The 13,079-nt window shown below is 46.2% G+C and carries 8 protein-coding genes; 7 read left to right on the forward strand and 1 reads right to left on the reverse strand.

Annotated elements, in window-relative coordinates; all coding sequences use genetic code 11:
• The first annotated feature begins 94 nt into the window (after positions 1 to 94).
• Complete coding sequence (locus ACR8BL_RS27255; protein ID WP_434750430.1) at positions 95 to 811, forward strand: hypothetical protein; 717 nt, start codon at positions 95 to 97, stop codon at positions 809 to 811.
• 135 nt (positions 812 to 946) lie between these two features.
• On the opposite strand, the gene ACR8BL_RS27260 is transcribed toward ACR8BL_RS27255, so the two are convergent.
• Positions 947 to 1,663, reverse strand: coding sequence for a Crp/Fnr family transcriptional regulator (locus ACR8BL_RS27260; RefSeq protein WP_434750431.1), 717 nt, complete (start codon positions 1,661 to 1,663; stop codon positions 947 to 949).
• A gap of 428 nt (positions 1,664 to 2,091) precedes the next feature.
• Here ACR8BL_RS27260 and adhE point away from each other — a divergent pair, with 428 nt between their 5' ends.
• From adhE to ACR8BL_RS27290, 6 genes are all read left to right on the forward strand, one after another.
• A complete protein-coding gene (adhE, locus tag ACR8BL_RS27265; RefSeq protein WP_434750432.1) occupies positions 2,092 to 4,704 on the forward strand; it encodes a bifunctional acetaldehyde-CoA/alcohol dehydrogenase in 2,613 nt (870 codons plus the stop codon).
• Between the two features lie 1,287 nt (positions 4,705 to 5,991).
• Complete coding sequence (locus ACR8BL_RS27270; protein ID WP_434750433.1) at positions 5,992 to 6,351, forward strand: hypothetical protein; 360 nt, start codon at positions 5,992 to 5,994, stop codon at positions 6,349 to 6,351.
• Between the two features lie 270 nt (positions 6,352 to 6,621).
• Positions 6,622 to 8,880, forward strand: a complete 2,259-nt coding sequence (gene pflB / locus ACR8BL_RS27275; RefSeq protein WP_434753271.1) for a formate C-acetyltransferase — start codon at positions 6,622 to 6,624, stop codon at positions 8,878 to 8,880.
• 86 nt (positions 8,881 to 8,966) lie between these two features.
• Positions 8,967 to 9,719 carry a pyruvate formate-lyase-activating protein gene (gene pflA / locus ACR8BL_RS27280; protein ID WP_434758294.1) on the forward strand — a complete coding sequence of 251 codons (753 nt, stop codon included), beginning with the start codon at positions 8,967 to 8,969 and terminating at the stop codon, positions 9,717 to 9,719.
• A 301-nt stretch (positions 9,720 to 10,020) separates the two neighbouring features.
• Positions 10,021 to 12,306, forward strand: a complete 2,286-nt coding sequence (locus ACR8BL_RS27285; RefSeq protein WP_434750434.1) for a stalk domain-containing protein — start codon at positions 10,021 to 10,023, stop codon at positions 12,304 to 12,306.
• A gap of 301 nt (positions 12,307 to 12,607) precedes the next feature.
• Positions 12,608 to 13,078: a Fur family transcriptional regulator gene (locus ACR8BL_RS27290; protein WP_434750435.1), complete on the forward strand. Its 471-nt coding sequence runs from the start codon at positions 12,608 to 12,610 to the stop codon at positions 13,076 to 13,078.
• The last annotated feature ends 1 nt before the right edge of the window (position 13,079 follow it).

The following is a 13,079-nucleotide window of genomic DNA, read 5'->3' on the forward strand; positions in this document are numbered from 1 at the left end:
AACGGCTTTGACACTGTTTTTTATCGAAGAATGTGCCATAATAAAGGGTATGGACAACATGGTGAATGATTTTACGCAGGGTGGTGTTACCTACATGATGAAGAAAATTCCCGGTTACATAGGTCTATGTTTATTAATTCTTGTCATTTTGACGGGGTGTACCAGAGAGATACAGCCTTCCGAACAACCGGTTGTCTCAGAGAAAGATTCAGCCAATACGATTACCGTTGCCATTGATGGCAGCACCTTTTTACCCGATGCTACTAAGTCCATCAAACGGGATTTCAGTGAAGGATTGACGCTCAGGAAAGCTTTGCTAAACAGCGGCCTGGTTGATTTAACCGCAGATGGCAAACGGATACAGTCGGTGGGTGAGGTTTCTCTTGATTCATCTCTGACCTGGGCAGTAAAGTTAAATGGTAAGGATATTAAACCGGAAAATTGGGGTACCGAGCTTCACGCCAAAGATGAGGTTATTATATACGTCAAAGCTGCTGACAGCGGGGGAGAAGGTGTCGCATATCAGACAACCCTGCTTAAGGTGAGCGGAGGCAGCATCAAACCGAATTTAAATCGGCAATATGCTGGTATTTATGTGCAGGAGTGTACTGTTCGTGACGTATTAAAATCCAGCGGGGTTGTGCGGTTGTCGGAGAATAACAAATTTGTTGTTGCAGTCGAGAACGTAATGCCCCGTATGAACGAACGTTGGGTGATCAAGGTGAATGAGAAAGAGTTAATGGAGAACGGATTGGATATGAAATTAAGTCCTCGTGATGCAGTGAAGCTTGAGCTAATTAATGCATCTTGAGCATATAAATAAAGCACAAAAAGCCCAATGCTGATTCAGTACATTTGGGCTTTTTTTTACGTGTAAGGATATCTTTTTAAGTCAGTTGTGCAAGTTGCTTGCACGACACGATTATAGTCTGGAGGCGGTTTGACCTCAGATGCGGCAGATTTCATTTGGGCATAGTTCGCAGTGACAGATCCCTTGCAACATCTTCAGGTCTTTAATGACAATCATGCCGTTATCATACTCGATCGCATCTTTTTTGCGAAGATCGCTGAGCATGCGGTTTACACTTTCACGGGTAGCTCCAATCATATTGGACAAGTCCGTGTGGGTAATTTTTTTATGAATGATCACATGGTCTCCATGCGCTTCTCCATAGGAATTAGACAGCCGGATCAGGGTAGAACAGAGTGCCCCAGGTTTGCCGTACAACATCAGATCCCGGAATTTGGTTTGGGTCAAACGATGGTGAATGCCCATCCATTTCATAAAATCAATCGCAAAGTCACAATGCTGACAGATCAGCATTTCCAAGTCCTTGTGTTCCAGCACACCAATCTCGCTATCCTCCAGAACTTCCGCCGAGAAGCTGTGCCTGGAACCGAAGAACGGATCAGCCTGACCAATCATGTCGCCCGACTGGTACATGTACATAATCAGTTCCTTACCCTCATCGGTCGATTTGGTGATCTGGGCACGTCCCCGTTTCATATAATAAAGTTTGTCAGAGACGTCACCTTCCCAGTACAGATGTGTTCCTTCCGGGTAAGTTCGGTCTTTCATCGTCACGAGCAGATGATTAAAATTCACTTCTGAGAAGCAGTTAGTGTTTCCGCGTTTTTCCAGTACGTTTGTTAGTTCTCCCATACGTTGATCTCCCCTTTGTCTCCCCGGTCAGGCAAGTCTAGCTACAAGTTGCCCCCGAGGTTTGCCGCAAACTGTGCCATCCTGATCTGGTCATCTCGGCCGTGTGGAGGTACGGTACAAATTGCGGTGGTTCAATTTTTAAGTTCAGTATATACCTAAACTTACCGTTTGAGGGGCATGGAAAGCCTTTAAAAATGGCGAAATTCCAAACATTGTGATTAAATTCACTTTTACAGGGGAAGGATGAGGCTGTTGATCTACTATTTTAAATAGAACGAGATTTACTGTCTAAAAAGGGATGTTAAAAACTTAACTAAAATTTTTTATACTTTGTGAAAAAAATCACATAATATATATTTTCCCCATGATACGATGTGGATGTAAAGAAGAGAGACAAACCAATACGAACCTTTAGGAGGATGAGGGAGATGGCTGTAAAGAATGAAGTCGCCCCAACAAAAGAACCGACAGCAGGTCAGTATATTCAAACGTTGATTGACAAAGCGAACAAAGCACACGCAGCATTCATGTCCATGGATCAGGAGCAGATTGACCGGATTGTGCAGGCTATGGCGCTTGCGGGACTGGATAAACATATGATGCTCGCCAAGATGGCTGTAGAAGAAACGGGACGCGGTGTGTATGAAGATAAAATTATTAAAAATATATTCGCGACAGAGTATGTTTATAACAGCATTAAATACGAAAAAACAGTAGGCGTTATTGAAGACAATGAGTACGACAGCTTCCAGAAAATTGCGGAGCCAGTTGGGATTATCATGGGGATCACACCGGTAACCAACCCGACATCCACAACGATGTTTAAAGCACTGATTGCGATTAAAACGCGTAACCCGATTATCTTTGGCTTCCACCCTTCTGCACAGAACTGTAGCCGCGAAGCAGCGAAAATCTTGCATGAAGCTGCTGTGAAAAACGGTGCTCCAGCCGACTGTATCCAATGGATTGATGACCCATCCATGGATCGTACCAACGCACTGATGAACCACAATGATGTTGCTCTCATCCTGGCGACAGGCGGATCAGCGATGGTACGGGCAGCGTACAGCTGCGGTAAACCGGCACTGGGTGTAGGGCCAGGGAACGTGCCTTGCTTTATCGAAAAAAGCGCAGATATCAATCAGGCTGTAACGGATTTGATCCTGTCGAAATCCTTCGATAACGGTATGATCTGTGCATCCGAACAAGCGGTCATTATTGAAGAACCGATCTTCGACCAAGTGAAAAAGAAAATGATCACAAACGGTTGTTACTTTGTAAACAAAGAGGAAGCCGTCAAATTGACTGCAGGTGCAATCAACGCAGAGAAATGTGCGGTTAATCCATCCATCGTAGGTCAGTCCGCTGTGAACATTGCAAAAATGTGCGGCATTGAAGTACCGGCAGGCACTAAAATTCTGGTAGCCGAGATTGAAGGCGTAGGCACCAAATTCCCATTGTCCGCCGAGAAACTGAGTCCGGTGCTGGCATGTTACAAAGTGAAATCTGCAAAAGATGGTATCGAGCGTGCAGCAGAAGTGGTTGCTTTTGGCGGAATGGGTCACTCCTCCGTTATTCACTCCAACAATGAGGAAGTAATTAACCAATTTGCGGATCGCTTGCAAACGGGACGGATTATCGTGAACTCACCATCCACACATGGCGCCATCGGGGATATCTATAATACCAACATGCCGTCATTGACTCTGGGTTGTGGATCGTACGGACGTAACTCAACATCTTCTAACGTAACTGCTGTGAACCTAATCAATGTGAAAAGGGTGGCTCGCCGTACCGTGAATATGCAATGGTTCAAAGTGCCGAACAAAGTCTACTTCGAAAAAGGGGCAACACAATACCTTGCCAAAATGCCGGATATTACTCGTGTAGCGATTATTACAGACGCGGTGATGGTCAAACTCGGATATGTTGAAAAAGTAGAGCATTATCTGCGTCAACGTCAAACACCTGTAGCAATTGAAGTGTTCTCTGAAGTTGAGCCAGATCCATCAACAACAACAGTAGACCGTGGTAAAGCCATGATGGAACGTTTCCAGCCAGACTGTATTATCGCACTTGGCGGCGGATCACCAATGGATGCTGCCAAAGCGATGTGGTTGTTCTATGAATATCCAGACACCGATTTTAACAACTTGAAACAAAAATTCATGGATATTCGTAAACGGATCTACAAATATCCAAAACTTGGAGTCAAAGCGAAATTCGTAGCGATCCCGACAACATCCGGTACAGGTTCAGAAGTAACATCGTTTGCGGTAATCACAGATAAAGAGCACGGCAATACGAAATACCCACTGGCTGATTACGAGCTGACACCGGACGTGGCAATCGTAGACCCAGAGTTCGTATACAGTTTGCCAAAAACGGCAGTAGCCGATACCGGTATGGACGTACTGACTCACGCGATTGAAGCATATGTATCCGTCATGGCAAATGACTACACCGATGGTCTGGCGATTAAAGCGATCCAACTGGTGTTCCAATACCTGGAGCAATCGTCACTGCAAGGTGACAAACTGGCACGTGAGAAAATGCATAATGCTTCCACGATTGCCGGTATGGCCTTTGCCAACGCGTTCCTGGGCATTAACCATAGCTTGGCGCACAAATGGGGCGGTCAGTACCACACTGCACACGGACGCACCAATGCCATTCTGTTGCCACACGTAATTCGTTACAATGCGAAAAAACCGACGAAATTTGCATCGTTCCCGAAATATTCGCACTTTGTAGCCGATGAGCGGTACGCCGAAATTGCCCGTATTCTCGGATTGCCGGCACGTACAACCGAAGAAGGCGTGAATAGCTTGATCAAAGCCATTCGTGATCTTAACAAAAAACTGGGCATCGAGGAATCGTTCCAGGAAATCGGATTTGACGCCAAAGATTTCGAATCGCGTGTAGACTACCTGGCGGACCGTGCCTTCGAAGACCAATGTACAACAGCGAATCCAAAACTGCCGCTGGTAACAGAACTGGCCGATGTGTACCGCAATGCTTTCTACGGCAAGTTTGAATAACAAGCAGCATAAATAATAAATAACCATTTCAGGTTGAGGCAATAGATTCAGGGGTTCCCCACATTGGGGAGCCCCGATTGCCGTATAGATAAGGGAAAGGAAATGAGAAACAGGAAAGGAGGTGAGAAAGAGGGGAAGTGAACGTGAGCATGGAGAGAATAGCGTAGGAGGTGAGGCAGGGTGGGCAGAGAAACGGAGGAGCGAAGCGTCCGTTTTTCAGGAACGTTGTAGCCGTTTGCAAGAACGATGGCAACACGGCAACGCGGTGTAACTGTAGCAAAGGCGAAGCCCGCGAAAGCAGCAAAAAATGGGCAGAAAAACGGAGGAGCGAAGCATCCGTTTTTCAGGAACGTTCTAGCCGTTTGCGTGAACGCGGACAACACGACAGCGCACCAGTGAAGCTGTAGCAAAGGCGAAGCCCGCGTGAGCAGCAAAAAAATGGGCAGAAAAACGGAGGAGCGAAGCATCCATTTTTTAGGAACGTTCTAGCCGTTTGCGTGAACGCGGACAACACGACAGCGCACCAGTGGAGCTGTAGCCAAGGCGAAGCCCGCGTAAGCAGCAAAAAAAATGGGCAGAAAAACGGAGGAGCGAAGCATCCGTTTTTCAGGAACGTTCTAGCCGTTTGTATGAACGAGGACAACACGACAGCGCACCAGTGGAGCTGTAGCCAAGGCGAAGCCCGCGTAAGCAGCAAAAAAAATGGGCAGAAAAACGGAGGAGCGAAGCATCCGTTTTTCAGGAACGTTCTAGCCGTTTGCGTGAACGCGGACAACACGACAGCGCACCAGTGAAGCTGTAGCAAAGGCGAAGCCCGCGTGAGCAGCAAAAAAATGGGCAGAAAAACGGAGGAGCGAAGCATCCGTTTTTCAGGAACGTTCTAGCCGTTTGCGTGAACGCGGACAACACGACAGCGCACCAGTGGAGCTGTAGCCAAGGCGAAGCCCGCGTAAGCAGCAAAAAAAATGGGCAGAAAAACGGAGGAGCGAAGCATCCGTTTTTCAGGAACGTTCTAGCCGTTTGTATGAACGAGGACAACACGACAGCGCACCAGTGGAGCTGTAGCCAAGGCGAAGCCCGCGTAAGCAGCAAAAAAAATGGGCAGAAAAACGGAGGAGCGAAGCATCCGTTTTTCAGGAACGTTCTAGCCGTTTGTATGAACGCGGACAACATGACAGCGCACCAGTGTAGCTGTAGCCAAGGCGAAGCCCGCGTAAGCAGCAAAAAAATGGGCAGAAAAACGGAGGAGCGAAGCGTCCGTTTTTCAGGAACGTTCTAGCCGTTTGTATGAACGAGGACAACACGACAGCGCACCAGTGGAGCTGTAGCCAAGGCGAAGCCCGCGTAAGCAGCAAAAAAATGGGCAGAAAAACGGAGGAGCGAAGCATCCGTTTTTCAGGAACCTCCTTCAATCCTGAAGTTGCTCCGGGCATAGCGGAGCAATGGTTCCCCAAAATGGTAGGAACGGAGGAGGGAGGCGGCTGTTTGCACAATAGTGGTTCACACGATAACGGAGCGGGCAGGACAGACGGAAGAAGCGGAGCGTTCGCATTTATCACCGGATTTTCACTTTGGAAAAGTGAATCGAAAAAATCTGGGGATAACGGCGATCTGAAGTTGTTCTGCCCGCGGAGTGGTCAAGTGTGAACAACCCTCGTATCGTGCAATAAGACAACACCCAACTGGAGTGACATAGATTGCTTACTTTGTGACAAAAATCACAGATGATGAAAGCAGCACGACGTATACTGAAAATATAAGAAAAACATTCATTCCGCGGTTCCGGTTCCCTAGTAGAGAGAACGTGTTCCGGATTATGTGAAACAATTCACATAAATCGCGGCTTTGGACACACGATGATACGTCTATTGCAACAATATAATGTGTCCAGAAATCCAAAATAGCGGAGGGATTATGATGTCGGTGATCGAAAAAGATGTTAAACAACAAACAGGCTGGAGAAACTTTACCAAAGGAACATGGACCAAGACGGTTAATGTGAATGATTTTCTGGAACATAACCTTTCCCCATACTATGGTGATGAGGCGTTCCTTGCAGGTGCAACCCAAAATACCAAAGAATTGTGGGATATTGTATCCGATCTGACCAAAAAAGAACGGGATAACGGTGGTGTGCTTGACGTTGATGTGAATACGCCAGCGACCATTACTTCCCACCAACCAGGTTATTTGGATCAAAGCAAAGAGCAGATTGTCGGGGTTCAAACAGACGCACCATTCAAACGTTCCATTCAACCATTCGGCGGAATTCGCATGATGATTGATGCTTGTGAAGCATATGGTTTCGAAATGCCTCAAGGTGTCATTGATATATTTACAAACATTCGTAAAACGCATAACCAAGGTGTATTTGATGCTTACACTTCCGATATGCGTGCAGCACGTAAAGCAGGTATTATCACGGGTCTGCCAGATGCTTACGGTCGTGGACGGATCATTGGTGACTATCGCCGGGTTGCTCTGTACGGGGTAGACTTCCTGATTCGTAACAAAAAAGGTGAACTTAATGCACTGGAAGTAGACGTGATTGATGAAGATGTTATTCGTCTGCGTGAAGAGTTGTCCGAGCAGATTCGGGCATTGCAAGAACTGAAACAACTGGGTGAAATGCACGGTTTCGATATTTCATTGCCAGCAACAACGGCCAAAGAAGCATTCCAATGGTTGTACTTCGGCTACCTTGCAGCAATCAAAGAACAGAACGGTGCTGCGATGTCCCTTGGACGTGTGTCTTCATTCCTGGATATTTATATTGAGCGTGATTTGCAAGAAGGCATCCTCACAGAAGAACAGGCTCAAGAACTGGTTGACCACTTTGTTATGAAACTGCGGATTGTCAAATTCCTGCGTACGCCGGATTACAACGAATTGTTCAGCGGTGATCCAACATGGGTAACTGAATCCATCGGCGGGATGTCCGTTAACGGTGCAACACGCGTAACCAAAAACAGTTTCCGTTTCCTTCACACACTGCACAACTTGGGACCTGCACCGGAGCCAAACTTGACTGTATTGTGGTCCACGAAGCTGCCTGAAGCCTTTAAAGATTATTGCAGTAAAGTATCGATTGAAACCAGCTCCATCCAGTATGAGAACGATGATCTGATGCGTCCGATCTACGGCGATGACTACGGTATTGCCTGCTGTGTATCTGCAATGAAGATCGGTAAACAGATGCAATTCTTCGGAGCACGTGCCAACTTGGCAAAAGCGTTGCTCTACGCCATCAACGGTGGACGTGACGAAAAATCGGGAGCACAGGTTGGTCCGGAGTATCCTGCCATTACAAGTGAAGTGCTGGATTACAATGAAGTCATGAAACGTTTCAAACCGATGATGGAGTGGCTGGCTAAACTGTACATGAATACTCTTAATGTGATCCACTACATGCATGATAAATACAGCTACGAGCGGATCGAAATGGCACTTCATGACCGTGACATTCTGCGTACGATGGCTTGCGGTATTGCGGGACTGTCGGTTGCAGCGGACTCACTCAGTGCCATCAAATATGCCAAAGTAAAACCGATCCGCAATGAACAAGGCATTGCCGTTGACTTTGAAATCGAAGGTGAATTCCCTTGTTACGGCAACAACGATGACAGTGTAGACAGCATTGCTGTAGAGCTGGTGGAAAGCTTCATGAGTATGATTCGCAAACACAAAGCCTACCGTAACGCTGTGCCAACACAATCGGTACTGACGATCACTTCCAATGTCGTGTACGGTAAGAAAACAGGAACAACACCAGATGGACGTAAAGCAGGCGAACCATTTGCACCAGGAGCCAACCCAATGCATGGACGGGACAAAAAAGGTGCATTGGCATCCCTCGGTTCTGTAGCGAAACTGCCGTATGAACACAGCCTTGATGGTATTTCCAACACTTTCTCCATCGTGCCTAAAGCACTGGGTAAAGAAGATGCTACACGCAAATCCAATCTGACAGCAATGATGGACGGATATTTCGGTCAAAACGCGCATCACTTGAACGTGAACGTATTTGATCGTCAGCAACTGATTGATGCGATGGATCACCCGGAACAATATCCGCAATTGACGGTACGGGTGTCGGGTTACGCGGTTAACTTCATTAAATTGACACGTGAGCAGCAGCTGGATGTTATTAACCGTACATTCCACGGCTCGATGTAAGTCACTTTTGCAGTAATCCAGACAGGTATTTGACTCCAAATAAAAATCAGGCGCATAGCGGATGCGAAAAGAAAGGAAGAGGCAGCATGGTTAACGGACATATTCATTCACTCGAAACTTTCGGGACGGTTGACGGCCCAGGCATCCGCTTCGTGCTTTTTATGCAAGGATGCCTTCTCAAATGTCAATATTGCCATAACCCTGACACTTGGGCACTGGATGGTGGGAAAGAGATGACACTGGAGGAGGTGCTGGCTGAGATTCAGCCGTACCTGTCCTACTACCGCAGCTCTGGCGGCGGACTTACTATATCTGGCGGTGAACCCACACTGCAAGCGCACTTTGTCGCTGAGGTGTTCAAGGAAGTAAAGCGTCGCTGGGGTCTTCATACGACACTGGATAGCAACGGATTCAATGAACCGGATCGCATTCATGAGCTGCTCGATAACACAGACCTTGTATTGCTGGACCTGAAACATATTGATGATGAGAAACATATCAAGCTGACGGGAAAATCGAATGAACGTACTTTAAAAACGGCAAAGTGGTTGTCGGACAATGGCCGCAAAATGTGGATCAGACATGTGTATGTACCTGGCATTCATGATCAGGAGGAGGACTTGTTGAATCTTGGACGTTTCATTGGGACGTTAAACGGGGTTGAGAAGTTCGAAATTCTTCCTTATCATCAAATGGGGATCTACAAATGGGAGGCACTGGGGAAAGTTTATCCGCTGGATGGTGTGCCTTCACCAACCGAAGAAGAAGTTGAACGGGCATATCGCCTGATTGAGCAGGGGCGTGCGGAAACAGCAGGCATGGCTTGTTCAGGGAAATAAGCACTTATTTATCAAGCGGTCTTTACGAACCTTGTGTCGTAAGGACTGTTTTTTTATTTTTTTCGAGAGTGAGGCTGTTAAAAGATACTGAATACAAAAGATGAGCTTTCTGAACGTATTCGTTTACAGCAAAGCTTGTTCATATTAACAGATAACTATTTTCATAGTTTTTCACTTCTATTAAAAGTTTACAATTCTTATTCATTATTTTTAGCAACTTTTCCCGTTTTTGAGCGTCTAATCATATGACTTTTAGAGGGGATACTAATAAAATGGGAGCAGAAGGAGCCAAAGACAAAGAATGAATTTGAAGAAGAAGTTGTCCATACTTACCGCTTTAGCTGTTTTTCAAGCGTTTGCAATTATTCCTGCGAATGTACAAGCAGCAGAATCAAGCGAAACTACGCAAGTGAATACCGCAAAAGTGAAATCCGTTGAGGTTGTGAAGAAAGAACAGACGATCGCTGAGTCCGAAGTGAAATCAGGAGCAGCGGCTGATTCTGCTAACAATCCATCCAACAACACACCACCCGCAAACAATGAAAGCACAATAGAGACCAATCCGGGAACAACATCTCCTTCTGGAACAGAAGCGGCACCCGTTAATCCTGAAACAGGAGCAAATGGGGAGCAAGGGGCAGGTGGGGAGACAACTACACCAACACCTGCTGTAGTTCAACAGCCAACGACAGGTGGAACGTCTGCAACGGTAAGATCTGGCGGAGACCTGACGCTTTATATGAACAGCAACAAGATGGTTCAGGATGGAAAAACCTATGTGGCTGGACAGCCTATGGCCGTGAAAAATGGCGTATCATACGTAGCCATTCGGGCTCTGGTGGATCGTGTAGGTTATAACGTGAAATATGATAATACAACCAAAGAGACGATCATTCAAAGTGGTACGGACGAACTTCGTTTCAAAACAAACAGCAAAATGTACACCGTAAACGGTGAATCCAGAATGATGAAAGGTGCAGCTTATCAAGAAAAAAACACCTTCATGATTCCACTGACTTCCATTACACAGGCGCTGAATATCACATATACTGTCGATCAGTCTGCGAAGACGGTTGTGTTGAAGCTTAATACAAAGCCAGTAGCTAGCTTTACCGTTCAAAAGGAAATTTTTGCAGGGGATCAAGTGATTTACACGACCAAAAACAGCTCGCCGAATGGCCTTCCCATTGTGGATGAACGCTGGACTGGACGTCAAGATTCCTTTGATCAGCCAGGGGTTTACACAGTATCCTACACCGTTCAAGATGCCAGCGGCCAGTGGAGTAACCCGTATACGCTTACCATCAAGGTAGATCGCCCTAATCTTCCACCAGTAGCAATGTTTACAACGGACAAGGAAGAATACAAAATGGGTGAAAAAATCTCCTACGTCGACCAAAGTACAGATGATGAGGATGCGATCGAAAAAAGAGATTGGACCAACAATGCGTTAGCATTTTTCGTTCCAGGACCCAAAACCGTATCCCTTACTGTTACAGATAAACATGGCCTGAGCGACACGTATACCAAAGTAATTAATATTACAGGCGAGACGCTTTACAGTCTGTCTGATTTCAATAAGTTGTTCACACCGGTAGGTGACAAATTTACATTCAATGGCGGGGAAGTACCTGCTATGGAGAAAGTACCATTTACGTACACGGATGAGCCAAGCCTGCTTATTCGCAGTAACAGCCCGGAGACCGTTAATCAGGAAGGTATCGTCTATAAGGAATCATCCTTTGGACAGACGCGTTTCATGATTCACCATGTCAACAATACCGGAAAAAAAGTGAAAATGTATGTGATTGCGACCAATAATAATCCATACACTGCTGTATTCGAGCAGCAGAATATGGGCTTTGCAGGACCGACTCCATTTGCTACTGTGGCGGGTAAACTGTCCGTTGATAAATGGTTCAAATCCATGCAAACTGGAGCAGATCAGAAGAAAGTATACATCCAGCCCGGAGAAAGTAAGCTGATTCTGACAGAACTGAACAATATTTCGATGAAAGAAGGACAGGTTATTTCCCTTTATTCGGATACTTTCAGTGACTACACACTTGACTACAACATTGTCATGATTGAAGAAAACAAAGATCCGATGGCCGTACTGTCCTCATTGCCAGTTTTGGATCGCGACGGGGTCCATAACCGAGGGACTTATCCGAATGCTACTCGGATCATCACGTATGATCAGGAAGTCGGCACGAAGCCTTCTCGTCTCCCATTAGGAGATAATGCAAGTGATCCAAATCTCGACGGCACAGATCCGATGGCTTTCACAAGCGCTTCTAACGCGGGTAACTTCGGTGTGCTGTACAAAATCACGCTGAACAATGTTGCTCCGCGTACACTGATTTCGTTCAATCCTCGTGGAGGCAAGTATTATGGTTCAGCACTTGTGAACGGACAGTTGGTACAGTTGTCGAATAACAACCAATCCCTGAGTGCACCGAATGAACAAAATGTGCTGTACCGCACAGGGTCTTACGGTGAGAGTGTAACCATTGTTTTCTCTGCTGCTCCGGGCAGCAACTTGCCGGTAAACATTCTGTTTACACCACTTCCGGCTGAGAAATAATTTTTTTTGAATTACAACGAAAGGCCTGGAGTGAAAGCTTATATCTTATATACCCGTTCACCCCAAAAGTCACCTGTATGATCCATCTTTTGAATCGTCAACGAAGGACTCCATGTTTATGGGGTCCTTTGTTTATTAGGATTACGTCAAAATGCCAATGGGCTCTATGCCTCGTTGACTCTGATCTCCATTTCATGCATTATTAGTAGTAGATAAAAAAGCAGAAGCAGAAGCTTTTGCCAAAAGAAAGTCGCATGATGAGAAATGCAAAAGGTTTGTATGACAGGAGGTGCTCTAAATCATGCTGTCGACAGAACAGATTATAACAACCATGTCCTCACAGGGACTTCGTATAACGGACCAACGCAAGACACTTGCGCGGTTATTTGCCGAGTCTCCAGGGTATCTTACACCCAAGGACGTCTACGAATATATGGGCAAGACTTATAGCGGATTAAGCTTTGACACGGTGTATCGGAACCTGCGTGTAATGCAGGAACTGGGTGTGCTGGAGCAGGTTATCTTTGAAGATGGTGTGAAATTCAGAGCGCATTGCAGTGAGGGCCACCATCATCATCACATGATCTGTCTGAAGTGTCAGAAGACATATCCCATCGTTTTTTGCCCGATGCAGCTTGCTGATGCGCCAGAGCAGTTTCAGGTCGTGGATCACAAGTTTGAAGTGTTTGGTTACTGTAAGGACTGTGCCGAACATGCTCCAGCCAAGAAGACATCTGCACACCAGCATGTGCACAGCCACGGGAAGAACTGAA

Origin of the sequence: Paenibacillus amylolyticus (genome assembly GCF_051136285.1) — a bacterium.
GTDB classification, from domain to species: domain Bacteria; phylum Bacillota; class Bacilli; order Paenibacillales; family Paenibacillaceae; genus Paenibacillus; species Paenibacillus amylolyticus_F.

What these genes read in the sequence shown, in the direction of transcription:
- ACR8BL_RS27255 (WP_434750430.1), top strand. Translation starts at nt 95, where the DNA reads ATGATGAAGAAAATTCCCGGTTACATAGGTCTATGTTTATTAATTCTT.
- pflA (WP_434758294.1), top strand. Translation starts at nt 8,967, where the DNA reads ATGGTTAACGGACATATTCATTCACTCGAAACTTTCGGGACGGTTGAC.
- ACR8BL_RS27260 (WP_434750431.1), bottom strand. Translation starts at nt 1,663, where the DNA reads ATGGGAGAACTAACAAACGTACTGGAAAAACGCGGAAACACTAACTGC.
- ACR8BL_RS27270 (WP_434750433.1), top strand. Translation starts at nt 5,992, where the DNA reads ATGAACGAGGACAACACGACAGCGCACCAGTGGAGCTGTAGCCAAGGC.
- ACR8BL_RS27290 (WP_434750435.1), top strand. Translation starts at nt 12,608, where the DNA reads ATGCTGTCGACAGAACAGATTATAACAACCATGTCCTCACAGGGACTT.
- ACR8BL_RS27285 (WP_434750434.1), top strand. Translation starts at nt 10,021, where the DNA reads ATGAATTTGAAGAAGAAGTTGTCCATACTTACCGCTTTAGCTGTTTTT.
- adhE (WP_434750432.1), top strand. Translation starts at nt 2,092, where the DNA reads ATGGCTGTAAAGAATGAAGTCGCCCCAACAAAAGAACCGACAGCAGGT.
- pflB (WP_434753271.1), top strand. Translation starts at nt 6,622, where the DNA reads ATGTCGGTGATCGAAAAAGATGTTAAACAACAAACAGGCTGGAGAAAC.